Origin of the sequence: Candidatus Koribacter versatilis Ellin345 (assembly GCF_000014005.1) — a bacterium.
Lineage (GTDB): Bacteria > Acidobacteriota > Terriglobia > Terriglobales > Acidobacteriaceae > Korobacter > Korobacter versatilis_A.
The window spans coordinates 1,229,367-1,252,865 of record NC_008009.1; the positions used below are offsets into that span (position 1 = coordinate 1,229,367).

Below are 23,499 nucleotides of genomic sequence, written 5' to 3' on the forward strand. Positions count from 1 at the left end.
AATAGCACGAAGTGGAAAGGCATGGCCGCGAGCCATGCCTTTTTCGTCACCGCGAAGCCGCGTCCCAATGGCTCCATCGTGTAATATCAAAGATTACCCGGCTCGCGTCGTCCCACACCGAGAGAGTATTGCCGGGTGCTGAATACTTAATGGCAGCCATCATCCAAGCACAAGAACTCCGCAAAACTTACAAAATCGGCAAGGTCGACGTCCCCGCGCTTCGCGGTGTCTCGTTCGACGTCGAAGAGGGCGAATTCGTCAGCGTTGTTGGCCCGTCCGGCAGCGGCAAATCGACCCTGTTCTACATCCTCGGCGGGTTGACCAAGGCCGATGGCGGACGCGTCCTGATCGGCGGCACCGACTTCGCCCAGCTCTCCGATGCCGAACGTACCAATCTCCGCAAGACCAAGATCGGCTTCGTCTTCCAGAAATTTAATCTGCTTCCCACCCTGACCGCCCGCGACAACATCAACATTGCGCGCGATATCGCCGGGCGCAAGGCGACGGCGGAAGATGAAGCTCTCTCGGCGCGCATTAACGCGCTGCTTGGCATTGATAAGCGTCTCGATCACCGTCCCTCGGAACTCAGCGGCGGCGAACAACAGCGTGTCGCGCTGGCTCGCGCGCTCGTCAATCGGCCTGCCATCGTTTTGGCCGACGAGCCCACCGGCAACCTCGACTCGAAAAATTCCGACATCGTGCTCAACATGCTTCGCCAGTCCAACCGCGAGTTCGGCCAGACCGTGCTGATGATCACGCACAATCCCGAGGCAGCGAGCTTCGGAGACCGCATCATCCATATGCGCGACGGCGAAATCGTAGCGCCGGAAAAAGATCCGCAATGGGTCCCCAGCACTCCCAACAAACAATAGGCGCCGGCGTTACGGCAGGAACCCTACCACCTGCCACAGCGGCGCCGGATCGTACACTGCGCCAGCCGCCACCGTTCGCCAGACTTTACGTGTGTTGTGAATGTCGGCGAGCGGGTCGGCGTTCAGCAGCAGAACGTCGCCGCGTTTTCCGGCTTCCAGTGAACCCGACTCTTTCTCCACGCCCACGGCCCTCGCCGCCTCAATAGTTGCAGCCTGGATCGCTTCCTGCGGAGTGAAGCCGGCCTCCACGTACAGTTCCAGCTCGCGGTGCAGGGAATATCCAGGAATGGCTTGGTCGGTTCCGGCGACGATCGGGACCTTTGCTTCGTGAAGCGCGCGCAGCGTGGCGATAATCGCCTTCCTTCGCGCATCGGCAATTGCGGCGCGGTCTCCAGTTGGCGGCGGACTATCCAAAGCCTCGCGCAATTGTGGTGGAAGGTGGTCGACGCCCGGCTCAACTTCGTGGAGCGGCACCGTAATCGAGAAGCTCTCATACAACGCCGCCGTCGGGTCGAGGACGGTGTGGTGTGCTTGCAAGGTCGAGACCAGGTCCTTCATCCGCGCCCCTTCCAATTCGAGCACCGCCGGCTTGGAACGGTCCGGTTTGCCATCAGCGCCGAAGATGGGACGGGTCGAGTACTGCAGTTCGTAGCTGATGTGATTGATCTGGTCCATTCCAAGGTGGATGCCCTGAATCGCCGTCATTCCTTCAGGGATATGGCCAGTTACGGTCATCCCTTTTGCGTGTGCTTCGGTGGTAATCGCCTTCACGATCTCCGGCTTCACTGAGCTGTAGATCTTGATTTGCCTTGCACCCGCAGATGCATATTTGTCCACCCATTCCCGCGCCTGCTCGGGCGTGTCGGCAATGGTCACGCCGATCGTCAATTGTCCCGATCCGTCAATCACGCCCGCAAATTCAAGGTGCGGACCAATCGCGGGATCCTGCTTGCGATCAAGTTCGTCATGAAGTGTCTGGATAAACTCAAACTCATTCCCGACGTCGCGGACCGTGGTCACGCCAGCGGCAAGGTAAATCGGTCCCCACTCCACCTGTTCGTAGTGAGCATGCATGTCCCACAGTCCCGGGACTGCGAACTTGCCGGTGGCGTCTAGCACTTTCGCATCGCTGGGTATCGTGACCTGGTCTTTCGGGCCCACAGCTCGAATAACTCCATCTTCGATCAAGATCACGCCATTTTGGATCGGCGGCGCAATCGAGTCTTCGATCGTCGCGCCGACGATAGCGAGCCGCCGTGATGGAGCCATGCGCGCGGTCGCACTCAGCTTCTTCAAATTCGCAAGATCGGCCTTCACCGCGTCCGCAATAAACAGATTGAGGCTCTTCGCATACTTCTCGCGGACGGCTTCGAAGTGATCGAATTCCGCATCGATGCTGACCAGCGCGACCAGGTTCTGCGCGTCGTCCATCCACAACGATTCCTGTCCCCAGATCAAGCCACTTACCGTGTATCCGTGCGTCGCCTTACCGTCGATTGCCAGCGTTCCCGCAGGGGTGATACGAACCGTCGCCTTCGATGGATAAGCAGTGAACTCCTGTGGCTTTCCATGCTTCAGCCACCAGCGCATCATCTGTTCCTGCATCGCCACCGGTGAATATCCGTCCACAACGAACCATGATTTGTCGGCTTTTTGCGTCTCGGATTTGCCGCTACGCGTGATGGATACGGTGTCGCCCGCCACTGTAACCGAGTCATCCATCTCAGCCTGACGCGAGGGCTTGCCCTTCGCGCTGAACGAGCGCGGCGCCATGTCGCGCGTGCCGGCGACAAACGTAGTCTCCAGCGGGACCTTCGTACCGCGATCCGTAAACAGAAAATGTGAAGTCAGCGTGTAGCTGTCTTTGTCCGTGGCGATGGAATAGGTCTCACTGCCGATGGGACGAGCGAACTTATGCAGGACGAAACTGCCGGAGGTGGCAGTCTGCTGCGCCAACACGATCGCGCCAGAGAGGAAAAAGCACACCAGGAGAAAACGAGCAAAACGCATGAGTCTCCTTCGAATTGCAAAGAGAGCATTCTTGTCCATCATTACGTTGGAATCAAGCTGGTGGGAGGCAAAGCAGCAACTGTCATTGCGAGGAGCGCAGCGACGTGGCAATCCCCAAGGTCTGTCCACGCCACAACCTCGGAAAGTCTTTCCCACTACAGCCGACGCCAAATGACAAAAGGCGGCCGACTAGGCCGCCCATTGCGATGGTGCAATCTTCAAACTAGCTTACCGGTTCCGCCAACCGCTGGTTGATCGCAAACAGCGCCAGTTCCAACCGGCTCGACACGCCCACCTTGTCGAAAATGTTCGTCAGGTGATGCTTCACGGTGTCTTCGCTGAGGTTGAACTTCTTCGCGATCTCCTTGTTGGTAAAGCCCGCGACAATCGTTCCGAGAATTTCCATCTCGCGCTTGGTGAGCCCGAAGTTCTTGGCCTGCGAATCCGCCTGTGCACCGGCCGCCGTGGACTTCAGATACTCCACGATGTCGTTCACGCTCTCGCGGCCCACCCAGTACTGGCCGGCCATCACCGAGCGAATGCCCTTGAGCAGCAGCTGCGTCGCAGACTCTTTCAGGATGATGCCCTTCGCACCGGCCTGCAGCGCTTGCACGATCTGCGCTTTTTCAATCGCAGCAGTCAGAATGATGATCTTCGTCGAGCTGTCGTCGGTAGTCAGCTCGCGCAGCGCATCCAGGCCGGGAACGCGTGGCATTGCCAGGTCGAGCAGCAATACGTCAGGTCCCAGCCGTCGCGCCTGCTGGACCGCTTCTCCGCCATCGGCAGCTTCGCCGATTACATCAAACTCCGGCTCCGATTCCAGCAGCCGCCGCAGGCCGTCGCGAAAAATAGTGTGGTCGTCGGCAATCAGTATGCGGACGGTTTTCGTTGCTGTGCTCTTATCCATGGCTTGCATGTCCTTTCTTCGGAACCATTATCTCCAGGCGCGATCCTTCGCCGGGTGTCGATTGGATAACGAGTTCTCCGCCGATTGACCGCACCCGCTCCTTGATGATGGCCGGGCCGCGGCGAATGGTATCCAATTCTATGAGGTTGCGGCGTCCTGTGAAGTCAAATCCTCTTCCGTCGTCGTCAATCATCAGGAGCCAGTGATTATTTTCCTGCGCGAACCGCACCATCGCGTTTCGTGCCCCGCTGTGCTTTCGAACGTTAATAAGTCCTTCCTGCACCACCCGGGTCAGCTCGCGGCAAACCTTCGGAGTCAGTGTAACCTCCTGCAGGTCGGTCACGAATCGCACGTAAATGCCAGTGTCGCGCCGGAAGCGGTCAACATAATCCGCCAGGTAGTCCAGGAACTGCTGCGGCCCCATGTCCACAGGCTTCATCTGCTGCATAAGCTCGCGCAGGTTAATCACTTCCTGCTGCAACAAATGCTGTACCCGTGCGAGTTCCGCCGCCAATCTCGCCGACTCTCCCACTGACTGCCGCCGGATCACATCCACTTGCATTTCGACGGCAATCAACGACTGGATGGCACCATCGTGTAGTTCGCGGGCCACGCGGGCCCGTTCAATCGCCCCCGCCCGCGTACGCAGCCTCCGCAACAGATACACGCTATACAACGCGGGGCCTACTTGTCGGACGATGTTCTGCGCAAAACGTAACTCCTGCTCCACGTCGCGGCCCAGTTGGGGATCGAGCACAATCATCCGCCCCGCCCACTCCTGGCCGAAATTGAACGACAGACTGAGCAAACTCTGCGCTCCGTCAGGAATTGTCAAGCCTTGCGGAGTTTCATGTTTCACCCGCGTGCCGTCGCGCTCGATTGCCGAGTAATGGGCGCCGCTGAAGCGCGGATTCGTCGTATAGAAGAAGGCGTCTGCCGCAGCGGTCGGATCGTAGATCCCCACCTCATTCAGCGACACTTCGCGCACGAAAGCGCGCGCTTCCGTTGCGTCGCCATGGGTCTGCCAAAGAAAAATCCTGCCGCTATTCACGTCTCGCGCCAGCATCAAGGCGCGATCGCCACGGAACACATCGGAGAACCCGGTCATGACCGTGGTTAAACTGTTCGCCAGCCCAAAGTCCACGCGAATTCGACTCAACATTCGCGTAATCAATCCGTTTTCCGCGCGCAGTTCTTTCTCGCTCTCCGCGAGATAGCCGATCATTAAGCCCGCCAAAAGCAAGTACACGCAGCGGATGATGAACTTGTTGACCTCAAGATCGCCGGCCTCGAGATCGCGCCACGCCGCCGGCCCTTTGACCAGCATCACCGACTCGAAGCCGAGGATACCCACGCTGGCGATTGACGTCGCGGCTGTCTCCCACAGCCCCCAGCGGAAGGCCGCCGAAAGCAGCGAAAACAGGTACAAGGTAAAAAACGGACTGTCCGCGCCATCGGTATAAAGACAGAGCAGGGAAGGCCAGATCACGTCGCCGATGTGGATGAGGTGCACGAAGTGCCGGTTCGCTCGCCGCCAGCGCAGCGCAGCGGAGATCGCCGCACTCCACGCCGTATAGCACAACAGCACCACATAGGCAGTCTGCCGGTATTTCTCGGGATCGGTCGGGTCCACATGCACCGCGACCAGCGAGGTCAGGGCAACAATGACACGGGCGGTGGCTAGCGCCCGCTCAACGCGCTGCTCCTCTTCTGCGGAGAAGCCGGGACTCAACCGACGCAAAAACCGATGTCTGAAAGATAGAGCGAGCAATGTGCTCCGGAGAGGCCTTTTCGGCCTCTATACGCAGATTATCGGCCACCCAAGCGCCTACCGGCAACCCACAAGCGTGCCGATTCGGGTAATGACTCGTATCTCCCCGGTCAAGAATCACAAAAAAATGTGATATCTCTCACTGCGAATTGTGCGAAGCTCTCCTACGCTGAATGTAGCCAAACCGGGATATGGCCCTAGTGCCGCCTCCCGAACGCAAGGCATGACTTCAGCCAGCAAACCCGTCGCGACCAGCTCTTCGCAATCGCATGCCCGGGTGCAGCATTGCGAACCCCCGCTGACCGCGCCGCGCCTTTGCTCGTCGAGTAGGTCCTGGTTGGAAGGAGGTACGCAACATGAAATCAAAACAACTCTTTGCGACTCTGCTGCTCCTCGCCGGATGCATGACACTCATGACATCCTTCGCGCTTGCACAGAGCAATGGCCCAAAGTATGACCCGTCTACCGAGGTGACTCTCAAGGGCACCGTGCAGGAGATCAAAATGGTCCCCGGCCCCTATGAGGGCGTCCACGTCATGCTCAAGACTTCCACCGACACCATCCTCGTGCATCTCGCGCCGCAAGGCTTCCTCAAGATGCTCGACTTCGACGTCAAGGTCGGCGATTCCGTTGAGGTCACCGGCTGCAAGATCACCGGAGAGATGGGTCCCGAGATCCTCTCCAAAGACGTGAAAGCGGGCAACAACGAAATCACCCTCCGCGATAAGAAGGGCGCTCCCGCCTGGGCAGGCATGAAATTTAGCTCTGGAACTTAAGCGATGCCACGCTGTGCACGAAAGGCGGGACTACGGTCTCGCCTTTTCTTTTTTGCGCGGAGCCGGCTCACCACAGAGGTACAGAGACGCAGAGATTTTAGGTGTGTAGAGCAAATTTAAACCAGAGCTTCGCATTTCGGAAAAGGCAACTGAAACTTTCCCAATCCTCTGTGCCTCTGCGACTCTGTGGTGAATTGAAAGCCGAAGAGAACGGCTATCTCTTCCGCTCGCGCTCCGCCGGCACAATCGTCCTTCGCGTCGGCACCAGCGCTCCCTGCGAGGGATCCACTGCCTGGGCGCGATGCATAACTTCCTTCTGGATGTAGGTCACGAACTCCGACATCTGTTTCTGCATCAGTTCCATCCGCTCGCGCATTTGCAGGATGATCGCAATCCCCGAAATGTTCACGCCGAGGTCACGCGCCAGCGACAGGATGAACTCCAACCGCTCGATGTCTTCGTCGGTATAGAGCCGCGTATTTCCCTCGGTCCGCGACGGTTTCAGCAGCCCCTCGCGCTCATACAGCCTAAGCGTCTGCGGATGAATGTTATACATCTCCGCGACGGTGGAGATCATGTACGCGCCCTGTTTACGCTTGCGAGCCATGTGTAGGGATAGTGTACGACAAGGGTTCCGGCGTCCAAAGTAAAAGGCCGGAGCACCTGCCCCGGCCCAAGAAGTACGAAGAATTACGCCGCGACCTGCTCCTCCGGCGAACTCTTCACAAACCATCCCGTCGGATGCAGCAGCCGCTTCAGACCATAAGCGACCACGCCGCCCGAAACCACGAGCAAGCCGAACCACAACGCGTTCATGCCCATCACCGTCTCGCCCTGGCCGTGGTAGATCGAGAACCCAAGCAGTGCCATCGGGGCGATGCTCAGCGCGATCGCGCCCCATAGTCCGCCGGGAACTTTGTACGGACGTTCCATGTTCGGCGCCTTAATGCGCAACACGATCAACGCCAGGAACTCCAGTCCCAGGCTGCCGCCATAGAGCAGGATATCGATAGTCACCAATCTCTCGAAGCCGAGGCCGAGGCACATCGCCCACGCCACCGCGCAAGCCACAATCGCCACCCAGGGCGCGCGTGTCCGCGGCGTCATCTTGGTGAAGACGTGTGGCATCAGGCCGTCCTGCGCCATCGCCAGCGGCAACCGCGAGTAGCTCAGCACCAGCGCGTTAAACATCCCAAACGCCGACAGCATGCCGCCGACAACAATCGCCATTCGCAGCGCTGGGCCGCCAAGCATCCCGGCAATATCGGCCCACGAGCCCTCGCCAAAGGCCGAGGGGCTGATGCCGGTGACCCACATCGCCGCGAACGGCAGGGTATAGCTGATCGCTACGATCGCCACCGCCACGCCCATCGCCCGTGGATAAGTCTTCTGCGGCTTATGCACTTCGCCGGCGACGGTCGTCGCATTGTCCCAACCCATGTAGTTCCACATGCAGATCAGGATTCCGCCAATCAGTCCAACGTCGGATGTGCTATGCCCGGTCATGCTGCCCGCAAACGCGCCATGCTTCAGCGGCGCGAGCACCGCGATCGCCACAAACGGGATCGAGAGCAGTACGAACAGCCACAAGGAAGTTGTCGCCACGACGCGAATGCCGGCGATGTTCATCGCCGCACAGATCACCACGATCGCCAAAGCCACCACGACCCCGCGATGTCCGATGCCGAAATACGGAAACAGCTTCGTCAGGTAGGTGACGAAGAGCGTCGGGTAAATCGCCATATCGAAAATGCTCGCCGCCAGCGAGAGCCAGGCTTCCTGGAATCCCCAGAAATTGCCCATCGCACGGCGCACCCACACGTAGTAGCCGCCCTCTTCAGGCATGGCCGATGCAAGCTCGCCGATCATCAGCGACGTCGGCAGGCTCCACAGGATGGGCGTGATCAGCAGGATCAAAATGCCGCGCGCGAAGCCGGAGCCTCCAATGATGTCCTCGGTACCGTAAGTACCGCCGGAGACCATGAAGAACGTTGCGGCGACAAGCGGCCACAAGGTGAGCTTCTGCGAATTCTTCGGGAACGAAGCGGGGCGGGAGACAGAGATGGTCGGGTTGGGGCGCTGCTCAAGCGTCGAAGTGGCCAATTCCTATGGGGTCCTCCTCAGGACTATCGAAAATTTCGATCCGGGACAAAAAGAATACAAGGAATTGGATTCCGAACGCTAAGAAAATATGCAGAGACTCGTATATTTTTGCATTAGCGTTTCCCCCTTCGCGTCAGCTGGCCGAGCTCTCTTCGACTCCCTCGCTCTCTCCTGCTCCTTGAGCCGGACGTAAGTCCGGCGAAGGATCTGCTGTCCCTCTTCCCCTCGGCGTATGCTTTTCCAGTTATGACTGCCGAGCAATTCCGCACCTCGCTCTCCCTCGACGCTCCCCCCGCTGACCTCCCCGTCCCGCTCGCCGCTCTCTGGTACGACGCCAAGGGCACTTGGGAGAAAGCCCACTCGCTCGTCGACGAGCTCGAGACCAAAGACGGAATGGCCGTCCACGCCTACCTCCATCGCAAAGAAGGCGCCGCATCCAACGCCGAGTATTGGTACCAGCGTGCGGGCCGCGACCACTCTCGTCCCGCGTTCGACGACGAGTGGCAGTCTCTCGTCGAATACCTTCTCCCTCGCTAGAAAGCTGCTGCTCCCTGCGGGCTGCTTCTCATCCCTCCCGGTGGAACAACGCCGTTGCAACTGCGTAATGCTCTCCATGCGCGGTAGCAGTGGGCAGTGCCGCTAATTCACATTCGGAGGACGTTATGAAAAAGATTCTTGGTTTTGCCATGCTCGGCTTGGCGGCCATCCTCTCGTGCAGTGCGAGCGCACTGGCCCAGGACGGCAGCGAAGTTGTCGCCGATATTCCATTCAGCTTCACCGTCGGTCAGCAGCACCTCGCTGCCGGCACCTATCACTTCCGCACCAGCGGCGATCGCCTGCTGTTCCGCGACGCCCATGGCACCAACCTCGCCCTCGTCGCAGCGCTCCACGAATCGAAACTCGATACTTATGGACAGAGCGCCGTTCGCTTCGTGAAAGAAGCCGGCCAGTTCGAGTTCGCGGGTGTCCAGACCGCCGGTGACAACTACGAGCTGCAGTTGGCGAACCCGACCCACCACACCCACGTGGAAGCCTACGAAATTGTCAAAGGGAAGTAGTTCACTTCAGAGGAAAGGACGAACGCCTATCGAGTAAACGTTCACACAGACTAGGGAAATCCAAAAGGCCGGCGCACACCGGCCTTTACTTTTTTTAAAGCTAATTAGTTTTTGGCTCTGTCATCCTGAGCGGAGCAGCGCAAAGCGCTGCGGAGTCGAAGGACCCCTATCAATCCCACAACCCTGGAGAAGTTACACCTGTCTCCACAACTCTTCCCGCGGATCCTCCGGATTCAGCTTCTGCAACTCGCGCAGAATCTCCTTCGAGCGCTCATCGCTCACCTTCGGCACGATGAGCTTCACCTCGACAATCTCATCGCCGCGCTTCGTTCCGTCGGCAGCGTTCGGAACGCCTTTTTCGCGCAGCCGCAGCTTCTGTCCGCTGTTCGTTCCCGGCGGAATCTTCAGCAGTGCGCGTCCATCAATCGTCGGCACTTCGATCTTCGTTCCTAGCGCCGCTTCCACCGCCGACACCGGCACCGTCACGTAGACGTCATCGCCCTCGCGCCTGAATACCGGATGCTCCCCGGCCTTCACAATGATGTACAGATCGCCGCTTGCGCCACCCATCGTGCCGGCATTCCCTCTGCCCGCAAGACGAATGCGCTGACCATCGCGCGTACCGGCCTTGATCTTGAATTCCAGCGGCTCGTTGCGCGTGATCGCGCCTTCGCCATGGCACACCGGGCACTGGGTTCGCGCCTTGCCGGTGCCGTGGCACGTCGGACACGTGACGTTGAACTTCATCGGCCCGCCGCCCGTCTCGATCTTGCCCTTGCCATGGCATTGCGGACACGTATGCGTCCCGCCGATTTCGCCTTCGCCATGGCAGTTCGAACAAACTTCGCGCCGCTGGATGTTCAGCTTCACCGTCGTCCCGCGGATCGCATCCCAGAAGGGCACATTCACCTGGTACTCAAGGTCGGTTCCTGCCTGCGGCCGCGGACGCTCCTCGTGTCCACCGCGCCCTCCGCCAAATAGGGAAGAGAAGATATCGCGGAAGCCGCCGCCGCCGGACGGTTCGCCCGCTTCCTGCGAAAAATCAAATCCACTGAAGTCGAACGGAATGTCCTGCCCGCCCTGCGCGGCCCGCGGATCGTAACCGCCAAATCCACCCGCGCCCGTCGCGCCGTTACGCGCATACGCCTCGGCCGCAGCCGGATCAATGTTGTCCGAATAGAACCCGAGCTGGTCGTAAATCTTCCGCTTCTTTGGATCGCTCAGGACTTCGTTCGCCTCGGAGATTTCCTTGAACTTGTCTTCGGCCTTCTTGTCCCCGGGGTTCACGTCCGGGTGATATTTGCGCGCAAGTTTGCGGAACGCCTTGCGGATCTCCTCCGCCGAAGCATTCTTCTTAACCCCTAACGCGCCGTAATAATCTTTGGTCTGTGTTGCCATTAGTTAACCGATTCTACTGCTCTGTTCCAAATACTTTGTGATTAGCGCCAATTGCCAATGCCACCGCACTCTCCTGTCATTGCGAGGAGGACGTTAGTCCGACGTGGCAATCTGCTCCCAATCCAAGCTCTCCGGGATGAAAAGGAGGCAGCAACGCGTCTAATCGCATAGATCGACCTTCATGTTTAACTGGCCTTCGAACGGCTTCGGGTAATTGGCAGCCACAATTCGGTATTTGAACCCAAACGAGCGCACAGAGGTTATCCTCGGAAAGTGCACGTGGACGGTTGGCAGGGCCTCCTTCATGGTGTGTTTTAGTCGAGCAACCACGAAGTGTACAGAGGAGGACGCCCCTCTCTGAATCTCGACTAATCGCGCATTCGAGGGTTCGTCTTCCGGTTCTTGGGCGACTTTGGAGTCAAAGAAACCGGCGGTTGCTGGATGCCGTCTTTCGCCAGGATGCTGAGGAGGATCCGGCTCGACCGGTGGCTCTAGGAAATCCTCATCAGAAAGCAAATCCAGATCCTCCGGGAAGTCCAACCAAACATCGATATCGTCTGCAGGAATGCCGCCATCGTTTCGAAGCACAAGTGAAATGGATCTCGTTCGCTCGTTCCAATTCTCTGATTCGACTTCCTCAATCAAGAACTTCTCGTAAGCTTTAAAAAACTCGTTTAACTCGCCGTTGTACCTCCTGCAGATCTCTGGACCGCCCTGGAAATACGCGTAGCCCGTTGGGCCGAGAGTGGGCGCAAGATAAGGGTATTGCTTCTTGAGTTGCCCAATCTCTTCCGACAATTCATTGAGCGTTAGTTGCTTCTCCGCTCGGCTGATCCGAGTACTCCGAAATAGGTCACCGTCTTCGAACATAAGCGTCAGCTTAGGGCTGCGAGCGGTAAACGCTTGAAGTTGAGATTCCAGCTCTGCGATGCGCTTTTCTTCCGGTTCCAATTCTTGGGGTATCCGCAAGGACTCATCCATCGCTAGCATTTTCACGTTGATCTTGGACTTACCTTTGATCGTGAGCCCAAGGTCAGCTGAGGTTACGAGGACGCGATCACTCGGTAAAGTGTGGTCAAGTGCGTACTCGATAGCAGACGCGAGCAGACGATCGTCGGGGATGTCACTCGAAAGCCGGTGCTCCGCGAAGTTGATCAGAGGTTCATTTGGCAAGAACAGAATGTCCGTCCCGGTCCTCACCGTGGGGGTTCCTCCCAGGCGCTCGTATGTACTGAGAAGTCTGATCGCCGTTGCTGCACGCTGCTTTAGCCGAGGCCGGTTTGCACCATCCTTGTGACGATTTAGCTCGCCAATCGTAACTGGCGAAATCACTAGAGTCACAGAATCGCAGTCCGCCAGACGAGGCCAGTCGATGTCGGTAATCGGAGGGAAATGCTCAAAGATGTTAGTGTCAAGAAATACGAACTTATGCATCTCTCCCGCCTAATTCACTTTCTTCGTTCTCTCCGGCGCATCCTCATCACCGCCGATTGGCGCAATGAACATCGGTCCATCGTCGTGCACAATCTTCATTCGCTCAAAGTCCTCGCCATCCTTTTCGAACAGCGCGAAGCTGCCCTCACCCGGCAAGAACGTCAATACATACGCCTGACCATTCACTTCGAAATTCATCCTCGTTACTCCTGACCCCTTATACCGCTGCCCGTTCGGACAGGTTCCATAACATCGGCTGTCCCAGCGGCGCCGCACCAATTCTGTAAATCCCGCTCGACAGCACATTCCATCCCGCGCGACGCATCATCTCGTTCAGCGCCTTCAGCGAGAAGTAGTTCACGTGCTCGTGCATTACGCGCAGCCATCCGCCATGCATCAGCGACTTCGCCACCTTCGGCCGCGTCACGCCCAGCACACCAAACTGCACCACCCGACGCGCCACCATCGGCGCGCTCAGCGAACTCTCCAGCGGCACATCGTGAAGCACCAGCGTGTTCGGCGCAGCGATGGCGTTGATCCGCGCCATCAGTTCCAGCGGAAACCCAACATGCTCCAGCAAGTTGCTGGTTACGATCACGTCGAACCCACGCTGCTTGCACTCTTCTTCCGATCGCAGCGCGGTCACGCCCGCCACCGGCTCCACGCCGGAGATGTCGTACACAAACCGCTCCGCATCCGGAAACAGCTTGTCCACCAGTTCTCCGCGATCCCCGCCAAAATCCAGGACACTCGCGACCTTCCGCCCCGTCAGCGCCTGCTTCACCACCGGCCCTAACGCTCCGGTTCGCCCAGTCCAGCGCTTCTCATCGGCGAGGCCTTTGTTGAACGCCTCGCTATACCACGGTTCTGTTTCCTGCCGCGATTTCTGATACTCACTCTCGCGATAGTCGTGGTAGAGCTTCATCTCTTCTGTCAGTTCGAGCCGCGGGTTGTAGAACTCGAAATCGCAATTCGCGCAATGACTGAGTTCCACCGGAAACGTCTCTCGTTGCCAGATGCGCCGGGCCAAGAACGGCGCGACCATCGCTCGCTTACCTGCCGAGACCGCCGCCCCGCAGATGACACACTCGCTGACCTTGATCAATTCACCCCGCCCAAGTCGCCCAATATTCGAAAGGGAGCAGACGGCGAATATCTCAGCCTGCTCCCAATTCGTCAAAACACGTTGGTACTGCGCGGACGCTTATTTCTTCTCGTCCACGTCCACGTACTCAGCGTCGATCACACCTTCGTCCTTCTTCGGCTCAGCCTGCGCCTGCTGCGCGCCGCCCGCCGCTTCCGGACCAGGACCAGCTCCGGGAGCTCCTGCCCCTGGAGCAGCCTGCTTGTACATCGCCTCGGCCAGCTTGTGCGAAGCCGCCGTGAGCCGCTCGCGCGCCGCGTTCATCTGCTTTGCGTCGTTGGTCTCCAGCGCCTTCTTCGAATCGGCCAGCGCGTTCTCCACGTCGCCGCGTTCGCTTGGGCTGATCTTGTCCCCATTCTCTTTCAGCATCTTTTCGATCTGGTACACCATGCCGTCGAGTTGGTTGCGGGCCTCGATCTCTTCCTTCTTGGCTTTGTCTTCCGCGGCGTGCGCATCCGCTTCTTTCGCCATGCGCTCCACTTCTTCCTTGCTCAAGCCGGAAGACGACGTAATCGTGATCTTCTGGTCCTTGCCGGTGGCATTGTCCTTCGCCGTCACGTTCAGAATGCCGTTCGCATCAATGTCGAACGTCACTTCGATCTGTGGCACGCCACGCGGAGCCGGCGGCAAACCGGTCAGGTGGAACTTGCCCAGCGTGCGGTTCTGCCCCGCCATCGGACGCTCGCCCTGCAGCACGTGGATCTCAACCGAGTTCTGGTTGTCAGCTGCGGTCGAGAACGTTTCCGTCTTCTTGGTCGGAATCGTCGTGTTACGCGGAATCATCGGCGTCGCCACTCCACCCAGCGTCTCAATCGAGAGCGTCAGCGGAGTCACGTCGAGCAGGAGCAGGTCTTTCACCTCGCCCTTGAGCACGCCACCCTGGATCGCCGCGCCAATCGCCACGACTTCATCCGGGTTCACGCCACGGTGCGGCTCGCGCCCGAAGAATTCCTTCACTACCTGCTGAATCCGCGGCATACGCGTCTGACCGCCGACCAGCACTACTTCATCGATCTTGCTGGCGTCAATGCCGGCGTCTTTCAACGCCTGCCGGCACGGCTCAATCGAACGATCGACCAGGTCGCGCACCATCTCTTCCAGCTTCGAACGGGTCAGCCGCTCTACCAGGTGCTTTGGGCCACTCGCATCGGCGGTGATAAACGGCAGGTTGATCTCCGTCTCCATCGTCGTCGAGAGCTCGATCTTGGCGCGCTCCGCACCGTCACGCAGACGCTGCAGCGCCATCTCGTTGCCCTTCGCCCGCAGATCCAGGCCTTCCTTCTTCTTGAACTCGTCAATCAGCCACTCGACAATGCGCTGGTCGATGTTGTCGCCGCCAAGATGCGTATCGCCATTGGTCGACTTCACTTCGATTACGCCTTCGCCCACTTCCAGGATCGAAATATCGAAGGTGCCGCCGCCGAAGTCGTACACGGCGATGGTTTCGTCCTTCTTCTTGTCGAGCCCGTAGGCCAGCGCAGCCGCCGTCGGTTCGTTGATGATGCGCTTTACGTCGAGACCGGCAATCTTGCCCGCATCCTTGGTCGCCTGCCGCTGCGCGTCATTGAAGTATGCAGGCACCGTGATCACGGCTTCCGTGACCGTCTCGCCGAGATAGTCTTCCGCCGCCTTCTTCAGCTTTTGCAGGATGTACGCCGAGATCTCGGCCGGGCTGTATTCCTTGCCCTGCGCCAGCACCGCCACGTGGTCGCCCGCCTGCTGTACCTTGTAGGGCACCATCTTCATCTCTTCATTGACTTCGTTGTACCGACGTCCCATGAAGCGCTTTATCGAGAAAATCGTGTTCTCAGGGTTGGTAATCGCCTGGCGTTTCGCCACCTGTCCCACCAACCGCTCGCCGGTCTTCGTGAAGCCAACAACTGAAGGCGTAGTCCGGCCCCCTTCTTCATTGGGGATAACCTTCGGTTCCCCACCTTCCATCACGGCCACCACGGAGTTCGTAGTGCCGAGGTCAATTCCAATAATCTTCGCCATCGGAGCCTTAGCCTCCCTAAAAATTGCCAGAAACTCTTGTCTTTGAGCTTGTTAGACCATCAACTCTGGCCTGATAACAGAGTTATTATCAGACTTGAGTGAGTTACTGTCAAGTTATTGGATGAGCCGAGAGGAGCGTTGGTTGCGGAGAAATGTGGCTTTGTTTGCAATGGGATGCAGGCCATCAACTCCAGCCCTCTTTATCCTTCGCTGTGCTTCTGAGCCGCGCATTGGCGTCGGATGGTGCCCCAGCCCGCAAGGGCTGGGTATGGATCTCCACTCTCCCGAACCCCCGCCAGTGGCGGCACCCATTCGCCGCGACCGTCACGCGATTGACGAATTTAAAGCTCGAATTCCCTTAGTAGTCTCAATCTAGGAACACAGCTATTTTTCGGATGGCAAATTTAGGCTGCCCCGATACACTGCACTTTTTCGGAGTTCTGGATTCATGGGTCTTCGTCGTCTCGTCGCTTTCCTTCTGCTTTCCACAGCCTCGCTTTTCTCCCAAACCGCCCCGGTCTGCACTCTTCCGGCGATCCAGGTAAAGTCCGCGCCCGGCAACATCTTCACCGAGGCTCAGGAGAACCAGCTTGGTGACGTCGTCGTTGACCAGTCGCTCCCGTATATCACCATCATTCACGACGAAACACTCGCCAGGCCCTTGCGCGAAATTGGTGCCAAGCTCATTGCCCAGCTTCCCACGACGATGACGTATCACTTCGATGTCATCGAGCTCGATGAAGCCAATGCCTTCAGCTTGCCCGGCGGACACATCTATGTTTCGCGCAAGCTGATTGCGCTGACGCAGACGGAGGACGAACTCGCCGCCGTCCTCGCCCACGAACTCGGCCATGAGGTCACGCATCAGGGAGCCGCGACCTTCTCCCGCCTTTTTGCAACCTTGCTTGGCGTTCACCAGGTCACTACCGCCGACGACATCCGGCACCGCTATAACCAAATGCTCGACCTGCAAGCGTCCAAAAAGGTAAAGCTCAGCAAGGAAGAAGACGATCAGCTCGATGCCGACGCTGTCGCCATCCAAGCCCTCGCCCGTGCCGGTTATAGCGCCTCGGCTTTTGCGTCCATGTTTGACCGCGTCGCCGAAACCCATGGCGGGAAGAGCAGCTTCTTCGCGGATCTCTTCGGCATGACCAAGCCCAACACCGCGCGCTTCCGCAAAATCCAGAAGACGATCGCCACCCTGCCGACAGAATGTTCAACCCAGCGCGCGACCGGCGACTCCTTCGCGAAATGGCGTACCAGCATCATCGAGTACGATCCCACCGCAGCGGCCGAGGCCCATGCTCCGGGTTTGCTCTGGCAAAAGAAGCTCACGCCCGCATTGCGTCCCGGTGTGAAAGAGATCCAGTACAGTAGCGATGGCCGTTACCTCCTCATCCAGGACAGCGGCGCCATTCACGTCGCAACCCGAGATCCGCTGAAAGAAGTTTTCCAGATTCCTGCCCAGCGCGCCTATCCCGCCAAGTTCTCTCTTGATGGCCAGCGCATCAGCTTTTACATGGGCAACGGCGAGCCCCGCATCGAGGTGTGGAGCGTCGCCGACCAGAAGCGCGTAGAGGTGCATGAACTCCACGTGAAGCAGCGCGAGTGTCCGCAGTCGGAACTCTCGGCCGATGGCAAGGTTTTCGCATGTATCCAGGCGCGCGAAGTCAGCGACGGCGTTTATTTCGACCTCGTTCTCTACGACGTTTCAAACGGCGCGGAGCTGCTGCGCTTCCCGAAGATCCGCGACGCCACCGGCTGGAACGCTTACGTCCTGCTGCGTCAGTACACAGCGGTCGTCAATCGCCACGGTTCCTTCGAGCTGGTTTCCATGCATTTCTCGCCAGATGGTCACTGGCTGGTCGCGGCGTTCCTGAACCGCATGGTGGCCTTCGATCTGACCCAGAGAACGAAAGTTGAGTTCCCGCCGCAGATCGCAAAACTGCTCGGTAATAGCTTCGTCTTTCTATCCCCGGACCGTGTGTTGGTGTCGAAGTTCGTCGGCGCATCCAGTGCCGATGTCCGCAGCTTCCCCGGCGGCGACCTCATCAAGCCCGACATCCTTATTGGTGCTGGCTGGGTCCGTCCCACCGAGGACCCCAACCATGTCCTCGTTGGTCCGCTCGACGACTACCCGCTCGGCATCGTTGACATCAACACCAACAAGGTCGCGCTTCGTCTCAAAGGCCGCAGCGCCAACGTCTGGAAGGACGAGTTCGCGATGGAAAGGACGGGCGGCGACCTCTCGGTCAACAACCTCCCCGATGCCAAAGAGAAAGCGCTCCTCCATCTTTCCGACAGCCAGCTCGGCAGCGTCGATCTCGGCGTGATCTCCGGCGACCTTTCCTGGATTGCCTACACCGAAGGCGCCCGCGGCGGCGTGTGGAACCTGGCAACCGGCGAGCGTGCTTACCATCTGCGCGATTTCAACGGCGCGTATTTCGCAGGCGATACCGTCCACGCGGACATGCCGAAATTCGAGAAGAGCCCGCGCGTCATCGCCCACATGAAGCTGCCCGGCTCCGCCGTCACTACCAACGAGTTACCAGGCGACGATCACTTCCTTCAGTACGGGCCGATCGTGCTCGCATTCCGCTCCGGTAAAATCGGTCGCCACCCGAAGGACGAATGGTACGACTCGGAAGTCACGCAAGTCCGTGGCCTCGACGTCGCCACCCTCAAAGAGCTCTGGACCGAGCCCATCGCGAAACGTGCCGACGCCTTCCACGTGCACTCCACCGGCGATACCTTCGTCATTGAACGCGACGAGAAAGATGTCGTGAACCTCGAGTTCCAGCAGCTATCCACCGGAAAGCCGCTCGCGAAGCTCGCCATTAAAACCAACAAACATTCCTTCAATGTGATCGACGCCGTCATCGCCGGTGACTACCTCATCGTGGCGGACGATCAGTCTCGTTCGACCATTTACAAAACCAGTGGCGAAGAGGTGGCGCGCGTCTTCGGCGGATACATCATGCCCTCGGCGAAAGCCGGCGTCCTCGCCGTGCAATCCGAAGAGCAGGGCGTCTTCCTCTACGAACTGGCAACGGGCAAAAAGATCGACACCCTCCAGCTCGGCCGCCCCATCGTGTATTACAACTTCGACTCGACCGGAGAAAAACTCTTCGTCCTCACCTCCGACCAGGTGGCCTACGCCTTCGACGTCGAGAAGCTGAAAACCAGCGCGACCACCGGCGCGAACTGAGGGCGTTGTATCCTTGCTCGGTGCCGGAACTCCCCGACATCACCGCCTATCTCACCGCGCTCGAACCGCGTGTCGTCGGCAAAACGCTCCACCGCGTTCGCATCACCAGCGCATTCCTGCTGCACACGATTGATCCCACCGCTTGAGGCCGTGGAAGGGAAGCGCGTCCTCGCGCTGCGAGGTATCGGAGCAGACCGCCGGCAACTAGACGCGCTGAAATCTACCCCCTTTCGCAAGCCCCCGACACCACCAGTCCGCATTTTTCCTGTCCGGAATGCGATCGTCCGAGTCCAATTCCGGACAGCCGCGTTTCACACTAGTTCTGTAGTTTCAATGTTTTACCTTTGGCGATTTTGGTGCTCTGATAGGCAATATGAGGGAAGATCTCCGCTCGGCGCTCCGCGCGATGCTGGCTAACCGCGGCTTCACCTTTATTGCCGTTCTCACCATCGGCATCGGCATCGGCGCCAGTACCACCATCTTCGGCTGGATCCGAACTGTTCTGCTCCATCCTCTCCCCGGGGCGACCAACGCCTCTCGTATCGTCTCCCTCGAGAACACCGCCGACGATGGCCATCCGCTGACGACCTCGTTCCTCGATTTCACCGACTATCGCGACCACCTCAAGCTCGCCGACGTGACTCTGCGCAAAATCCAGCCCCTTATCATTGGCGAGGAGCCGAACCCGGCGCGGGCCTGGGGTGAAGTGGTGTCCGGCAACTTCTTCCCGGTGCTCGGCGTGCAGCCTGAAATCGGCCGGTTTTTCTCGTCCGAAGAGAGCACCGACGCCCAGAATGCGCACCCGGTGGTGGTGATCAGCCACGGCTATTGGGTCTCCCACTACGGAAGCTCTCCCGCGGCGATTGGCCAGACCCTTCACATCAACCGCACGCCGTTCACCGTCATCGGCGTCGCCCCGCTGGCATTTCACGGCTCGTGGGCCGGGTTAGACATGGAGATGTGGGTTCCGGTCACCATGTACGGCCAGCTCACCCACACCGGCATATGGATGCTGGAAGACCGCAAGACCCGGAACTTCGAGATGCTGGCACGGCTCAAGCCCGGGGTTCACCTCGCAGAAGCGAACCAGGAGGCGCAGGCCCTCGCCGCGAACATGGCGAAGGCCGATGCCGACGCAGATAACGGAGTCGGGCTGGTTTTCATGCCGCTCTCGAAATCGCACTTTGGAGCGGAAGCCGTGCTCCTGAAGCCGCTCGGTATTTTGATGGGCGCCAGTGCGTTGATGCTCCTTACGGTTTGCGCCAACATCGCCAGCTTGCTTTTGGCCCGCGCTACGGCGCGCCGCAAGGAATTCAGTATTCGTCTTGCCATGGGAGCCCGGCCCGCACGGCTCACCCGTCAGCTTCTCACCGAAGCTCTCGCCCTCGCGCTTGCGGGCGCGTTGCTAGGCTTGCTCCTTACGCGCTGGCTTACCGGCGCTCTCAACTGGCTCGCGCCCGGAAACTCCACCCCATTGCTCAACGCTCACCGGTTCGATTGGGAAGTGCTGCTCTTCAGCGCGGGATTAGCTGCCTTCGTTGCGGTGGCTGCCGGCATGGCGCCCGCACTCAGCGCTGTGCGCGCCGACGTGAACCAGGTTCTCAACGAAGCCCGCGGTCTGGGCACCAGCGGCGAGTCGCATCACTTGCGCAAGGTGTTCGTCGTGGCGGAGGTGGCGCTCGCAGTCATGGCTCTCATCGGCGCCGGTTTGTTCGTCAAGAATTTCCAGCGCTCCCGCCAAATGGACCCAGGCTTCATCGCCGAGGGCGTGGCGGTCGCCAGCTTCGATCTTTCCACAGCCGGCTACAACGCGCGTCAGGCCGACGACTTTTGCACTCGTCTGCGCGAGAAGCTTGAGCATACCCCTAGTGTGACCGCGGTCAGCTACGACGATTCTTTGCCCCTCGGCTCCTCCGGCGGCAATTGGGAGGACCTCGAAATCCAGGGTTATGTTCCGCGTCTGAACGAGAACATGAAGATCTACCGCGACCTGATCTCGCCCGGCTTCTTCGACCTCATGAAGATCCCTCTCCTCGCCGGACGCGACTTCGACCTGCACGATTCCGCAACCCGACTTCATGACGATCCCATACAGAAGGTCATGATCGTGAACCAGGAATTCGTTCGCCGCTTCCTGCCCGGCCGCGATCCCCTCGGCCACAGAGTGCGCGGCTGGGGCGAGTGGTTCACCATCGTCGGCGTGGTACAGACGGTCAAATACCACCAGATTACCGAGAGTCCCGAACCTTACATCTATGTGCCGATCCGCCAGGTTTACCGTCCGGAATACGGGCTGACTTTCCATGTGCGCACCTCCGGATCGGTTCCGGAAGCCATCGCCTCCATCCGGCGTGAAGCGCGCCAGATCGATCCCGGCTTGCTGTTGCTCGATGCCCAACCCCTCACCGAGTACATCGCCGGCTCCCTTTACGGTCAGCGAGTCGCCGCCAGCCTGCTTACCGTGCTTGGCGGGATCTCAATTCTTCTGGCTGCCGTCGGGCTCTATGGCCTCATGAGCTATTCCGTCGCAGAGCGCACCAGTGAAATCGGAATCCGCATGACTCTTGGCGCACAACGCGCCACCGTCATGTCGATGGTTCTAAAACAGGGCTTGGTGATGGCTTTGCTTGGACTCGCGATCGGGACAGTCGCGTCGCTGGCCGCGGCGCGCCTGGTCTCCGCTGCGCTCGGCGCCATCAGTCCGGCGGATCCCGCGGTTTACCTCGCCGCCGTTGCCTTCACCATCATGATGGCCCTACTTTCGGTCGCTATCCCTGCATGGCGAGCCATGCGCGTCGATCCTATGGTGGCGCTGCGCTATCAGTGAAGGCATTCCGCCCGTAGACGAACGACTCAGATGTAAGCTATTTGCGTGCCGGAACTCCCCGACATCACCGCGTACCTCACCGCGCTAGAACCGCGCGTGCTTGGCAAAACGCTCCAGCGCGTCCGCATCACCAGCCCCTTCCTCCTCCGCACCATCGATCCGCCGCTGGAAGCCGTGGAAAGGAAGCGCGTGCTCGCGTTGCGGCGCATCGGCAAACGCATCGTCTTTGGATTGGAAGACGATCTCTGGCTGGTCTTGCACCTGATGATCGCCGGCCGCCTTCACTGGAAAGCCGCGGGCGTCGCGCTGAAAGGCCGAAATTACCTTGCCGCGCTGGATTTCGACGACGGATCGCTGGTACTCACCGAGGCCGGCGCGAAACGACGCGCGTCCTTGCATCTTTTCCGCGGCGAAGCCGCGCTGCGCACCGTGGATCCCGGTGGAATTGACGTCTTCACCGCCGATCTCGACGCATTTCGCGCGGCGCTCACCATAGAAAACCGCACCTTGAAGCGCGCCCTCACCGATCCGCGCTTCCTCAGTGGCATCGGCAACGCCTATTCCGACGAAATCCTCTGGGCCGCGCAGCTCTCACCCATCGCGCAAACCCACAAGCTGAAATCCGACGAATGGCAGCGCCTCTACGACGCCACCCGCGCGACGCTGCAAACCTGGATCGACCGCTTCGCCGCCGAGGCCGCGAAGAAATTCCCGGAGAAAGTCACCGCGTTCCGTCCGGAGATGGCCGTCCACGGCAAGTACGGCGAGCCCTGCCCGCGCTGCGGCGAGAAAGTCCTACGCATCCGCTACGCCGACAACGAAACCAACTACTGCGCGCGTTGCCAGACCGGCGGCCGCGTCCTCGCCGACCGCAGCCTATCGCGCCTTCTCGGCTCCGATTGGCCGCGCACTCTCGACGAACTCGAGGCCCTCAAGCACCGCTAGTCTACTTCCGGCTTGTCTCCGGTGTGATGGTCTTCGATTTGGAACCGGAGGAAGTCGTGGATCGCTTGCAAAGCTTCGGCATCTTGAGTTTGTATGCGCACCTCACCGCCAGTTGGCATTTCCAAATAGGCATAGGTGATCTGGTCGCGCCGCTCTTCCATGACGTTGGCGCCCGGCGGGTCTTGGCTGTGGACGAACATTGGTGCCGAGAAGTCGCCATTCTTAAACATTGTTGCGATGTGGGCTAGGTGCATGCGGATTTGCGCGAGTGAGTCTTTGTCGTCGGCGTTATTGGCGACGACCTGGATAGCACCACCATCGGCTAAGAGGCGGAAATGGTGCGTGGTTTTCTCATGCGAAAAGCCCATTGCCTCGTCGCCATGCTTTTCGACGTCGCTGCGATGTTGCTCCCGTTCCTGCTGGTGTTTCGCGTGCATGGGACACGACGCCATGTCTTGGGCAGAAAGTGAGAGTGCGCTGAACGCCAGAACGATAAGCACCATCTTCATAAGGAACTCCTGTTGCGAAAGGATCTGTTCGAGCGGCCGCCGGGCACCGGCGCCAAGCTCAGCGAGTACAGCAGCTGCGAGCGTTGCGTGGGACCGGCCTTTTTTAGTCTGCTGTCCCAGTCCGACAGGACAGAACGCAAATACGCCGCCGTTTGCCTTAGTGCTGTGATTTCAGCCTCGATCGCTGCAAGCTTTTGCTCAGCAAGGGCGCGTACTCGCCGGCAGGGTGTCCCACCAGAATCGCGCTCTTTCAACACGTCGGCAAGCTCCGGAAGGGTAAAGCCGATGCGCAAAGCCCGGCGCACCACAAGCACGCGTTCAATCGCCGCTTCGGGATACACGCGGTAACCCGATTGCGTCCGCGACGCCTTGGGCAGAACGCCGATCTTCTCGTAATGACGCACCGTATCTGGGCTCACGCCAGTTGCCTTCGCTAACGCCCCGGAACGCAATTGATTGTTGGATAATTGCTGCACCATGAGAAGTATGAACCCTCGAATCGATTCCAAAGTCAATGGCAGTTCGAAGGTTGGTGCAGGAAA

Annotated in this window: 20 protein-coding genes; 8 read left to right on the forward strand and 12 right to left on the reverse strand. The window is 59.2% G+C overall.

Annotation, left to right across the window (positions count from 1 at the left end):
- Positions 1–149: 149 nt before the first annotated feature.
- Entirely contained in the window at positions 150–872 is a 723-nt protein-coding gene (locus ACID345_RS04980; protein ID WP_011521775.1) for an ABC transporter ATP-binding protein, read from the forward strand.
- Positions 873–881: 9 nt separating this feature from the next.
- Here ACID345_RS04980 and ACID345_RS04985 read toward each other — a convergent pair whose 3' ends face one another.
- The 3 genes from ACID345_RS04985 to ACID345_RS04995 form a co-directional block, all read right to left on the reverse strand.
- Positions 882–2,882, reverse strand: coding sequence for an amidohydrolase family protein (locus ACID345_RS04985; RefSeq protein WP_011521776.1), 2,001 nt, complete (start codon positions 2,880–2,882; stop codon positions 882–884).
- Positions 2,883–3,105: 223 nt separating this feature from the next.
- Complete coding sequence (locus ACID345_RS04990) at positions 3,106–3,798, reverse strand: response regulator (protein ID WP_228370735.1); 693 nt, start codon at positions 3,796–3,798, stop codon at positions 3,106–3,108.
- Complete coding sequence (locus ACID345_RS04995) at positions 3,782–5,530, reverse strand: sensor histidine kinase (protein WP_041855455.1); 1,749 nt, start codon at positions 5,528–5,530, stop codon at positions 3,782–3,784. The genes ACID345_RS04990 and ACID345_RS04995 overlap by 17 nt, the downstream gene beginning before the upstream one ends.
- A 386-nt stretch (positions 5,531–5,916) precedes the next feature.
- Between ACID345_RS04995 and ACID345_RS05000 the strand changes: the two genes are divergently transcribed.
- A complete protein-coding gene (locus tag ACID345_RS05000) occupies positions 5,917–6,336 on the forward strand; it encodes a hypothetical protein (RefSeq protein WP_011521779.1) in 420 nt (139 codons plus the stop codon).
- A 214-nt stretch (positions 6,337–6,550) separates the two neighbouring features.
- Here ACID345_RS05000 and ACID345_RS05005 read toward each other — a convergent pair whose 3' ends face one another.
- Positions 6,551–6,943, reverse strand: a complete 393-nt coding sequence (locus ACID345_RS05005) for a MerR family transcriptional regulator (protein ID WP_011521780.1) — start codon at positions 6,941–6,943, stop codon at positions 6,551–6,553.
- 83 nt (positions 6,944–7,026) lie between these two features.
- The gene (locus ACID345_RS05010) at positions 7,027–8,439 is read right to left on the reverse strand and encodes an APC family permease (protein WP_011521781.1); all 1,413 of its coding nucleotides are present in this window, start codon (positions 8,437–8,439) and stop codon (positions 7,027–7,029) included.
- A gap of 246 nt (positions 8,440–8,685) precedes the next feature.
- Here ACID345_RS05010 and ACID345_RS26205 point away from each other — a divergent pair, with 246 nt between their 5' ends.
- A complete protein-coding gene (locus ACID345_RS26205; RefSeq protein ID WP_011521782.1) occupies positions 8,686–8,976 on the forward strand; it encodes a hypothetical protein in 291 nt (96 codons plus the stop codon).
- Between the two features lie 125 nt (positions 8,977–9,101).
- Positions 9,102–9,497: a hypothetical protein gene (locus ACID345_RS05020; RefSeq protein ID WP_011521783.1), complete on the forward strand. Its 396-nt coding sequence runs from the start codon at positions 9,102–9,104 to the stop codon at positions 9,495–9,497.
- A 192-nt stretch (positions 9,498–9,689) separates the two neighbouring features.
- On the opposite strand, the gene dnaJ is transcribed toward ACID345_RS05020, so the two are convergent.
- The 5 genes from dnaJ to dnaK all read right to left on the reverse strand — a co-directional run bounded on the left by dnaJ (position 9,690) and on the right by dnaK (position 15,468).
- A complete protein-coding gene (gene dnaJ, locus ACID345_RS05025; RefSeq protein WP_011521784.1) occupies positions 9,690–10,895 on the reverse strand; it encodes a molecular chaperone DnaJ in 1,206 nt (401 codons plus the stop codon).
- A gap of 159 nt (positions 10,896–11,054) precedes the next feature.
- Positions 11,055–12,329, reverse strand: a complete 1,275-nt coding sequence (locus ACID345_RS05030) for a type II toxin-antitoxin system VapC family toxin (protein ID WP_011521785.1) — start codon at positions 12,327–12,329, stop codon at positions 11,055–11,057.
- 9 nt (positions 12,330–12,338) lie between these two features.
- A complete protein-coding gene (locus ACID345_RS05035; protein WP_041855457.1) occupies positions 12,339–12,527 on the reverse strand; it encodes a hypothetical protein in 189 nt (62 codons plus the stop codon).
- 19 nt (positions 12,528–12,546) lie between these two features.
- Positions 12,547–13,434 carry a class I SAM-dependent methyltransferase gene (locus ACID345_RS05040; protein ID WP_148210019.1) on the reverse strand — a complete coding sequence of 296 codons (888 nt, stop codon included), beginning with the start codon at positions 13,432–13,434 and terminating at the stop codon, positions 12,547–12,549.
- Between the two features lie 99 nt (positions 13,435–13,533).
- On the reverse strand, positions 13,534–15,468 hold the full coding sequence (gene dnaK, locus ACID345_RS05045) for a molecular chaperone DnaK (RefSeq protein WP_011521787.1): 1,935 nt from the start codon (positions 15,466–15,468) through the stop codon (positions 13,534–13,536).
- 448 nt (positions 15,469–15,916) lie between these two features.
- On the opposite strand from dnaK, the gene ACID345_RS05050 reads away from it, so the two are divergent.
- The 4 genes from ACID345_RS05050 (at position 15,917) to ACID345_RS05060 (ending at position 22,448) form a co-directional block, all read left to right on the forward strand.
- Positions 15,917–18,676, forward strand: a complete 2,760-nt coding sequence (locus ACID345_RS05050; RefSeq protein ID WP_011521788.1) for a M48 family metallopeptidase — start codon at positions 15,917–15,919, stop codon at positions 18,674–18,676.
- A gap of 5 nt (positions 18,677–18,681) precedes the next feature.
- Positions 18,682–18,822, forward strand: a complete 141-nt coding sequence (locus ACID345_RS26820; protein ID WP_187148944.1) for a hypothetical protein — start codon at positions 18,682–18,684, stop codon at positions 18,820–18,822.
- Between the two features lie 227 nt (positions 18,823–19,049).
- On the forward strand, positions 19,050–21,503 hold the full coding sequence (locus ACID345_RS05055) for an ABC transporter permease (RefSeq protein ID WP_011521789.1): 2,454 nt from the start codon (positions 19,050–19,052) through the stop codon (positions 21,501–21,503).
- Positions 21,504–21,548: 45 nt separating this feature from the next.
- Complete coding sequence (locus ACID345_RS05060; RefSeq protein WP_011521790.1) at positions 21,549–22,448, forward strand: Fpg/Nei family DNA glycosylase; 900 nt, start codon at positions 21,549–21,551, stop codon at positions 22,446–22,448.
- Here ACID345_RS05060 and ACID345_RS05065 read toward each other — a convergent pair.
- Together ACID345_RS05065 and ACID345_RS05070 are read right to left on the reverse strand one after the other, a co-directional pair.
- Positions 22,445–22,957 carry a hypothetical protein gene (locus ACID345_RS05065; RefSeq protein ID WP_011521791.1) on the reverse strand — a complete coding sequence of 171 codons (513 nt, stop codon included), beginning with the start codon at positions 22,955–22,957 and terminating at the stop codon, positions 22,445–22,447. The two genes, ACID345_RS05060 and ACID345_RS05065, sit on opposite strands and share 4 nt — an antisense overlap.
- Positions 22,954–23,436: a heavy metal-responsive transcriptional regulator gene (locus ACID345_RS05070; RefSeq protein ID WP_011521792.1), complete on the reverse strand. Its 483-nt coding sequence runs from the start codon at positions 23,434–23,436 to the stop codon at positions 22,954–22,956. Before ACID345_RS05070 ends, ACID345_RS05065 begins: the two co-directional genes overlap by 4 nt.
- Between the last annotated feature and the right edge of the window lie 63 nt (positions 23,437–23,499).

Coding starts and splice junctions, on each gene's coding strand:
- ACID345_RS04980 (WP_011521775.1), top strand. CDS start 150: ATGGCAGCCATCATCCAAGCACAAGAACTCCGCAAAACTTACAAAATC.
- ACID345_RS04985 (WP_011521776.1), bottom strand. CDS start 2,882: ATGCGTTTTGCTCGTTTTCTCCTGGTGTGCTTTTTCCTCTCTGGCGCG.
- ACID345_RS04990 (WP_228370735.1), bottom strand. CDS start 3,798: ATGCAAGCCATGGATAAGAGCACAGCAACGAAAACCGTCCGCATACTG.
- ACID345_RS05000 (WP_011521779.1), top strand. CDS start 5,917: ATGAAATCAAAACAACTCTTTGCGACTCTGCTGCTCCTCGCCGGATGC.
- ACID345_RS05005 (WP_011521780.1), bottom strand. CDS start 6,943: ATGGCTCGCAAGCGTAAACAGGGCGCGTACATGATCTCCACCGTCGCG.
- ACID345_RS26205 (WP_011521782.1), top strand. CDS start 8,686: ATGACTGCCGAGCAATTCCGCACCTCGCTCTCCCTCGACGCTCCCCCC.
- ACID345_RS05020 (WP_011521783.1), top strand. CDS start 9,102: ATGAAAAAGATTCTTGGTTTTGCCATGCTCGGCTTGGCGGCCATCCTC.
- dnaJ (WP_011521784.1), bottom strand. CDS start 10,895: ATGGCAACACAGACCAAAGATTATTACGGCGCGTTAGGGGTTAAGAAG.
- ACID345_RS05030 (WP_011521785.1), bottom strand. CDS start 12,329: ATGCATAAGTTCGTATTTCTTGACACTAACATCTTTGAGCATTTCCCT.
- ACID345_RS05035 (WP_041855457.1), bottom strand. CDS start 12,527: ATGAATTTCGAAGTGAATGGTCAGGCGTATGTATTGACGTTCTTGCCG.
- dnaK (WP_011521787.1), bottom strand. CDS start 15,468: ATGGCGAAGATTATTGGAATTGACCTCGGCACTACGAACTCCGTGGTG.
- ACID345_RS05050 (WP_011521788.1), top strand. CDS start 15,917: ATGGGTCTTCGTCGTCTCGTCGCTTTCCTTCTGCTTTCCACAGCCTCG.
- ACID345_RS05055 (WP_011521789.1), top strand. CDS start 19,050: ATGAGGGAAGATCTCCGCTCGGCGCTCCGCGCGATGCTGGCTAACCGC.
- ACID345_RS05065 (WP_011521791.1), bottom strand. CDS start 22,957: ATGAAGATGGTGCTTATCGTTCTGGCGTTCAGCGCACTCTCACTTTCT.
- ACID345_RS05070 (WP_011521792.1), bottom strand. CDS start 23,436: ATGGTGCAGCAATTATCCAACAATCAATTGCGTTCCGGGGCGTTAGCG.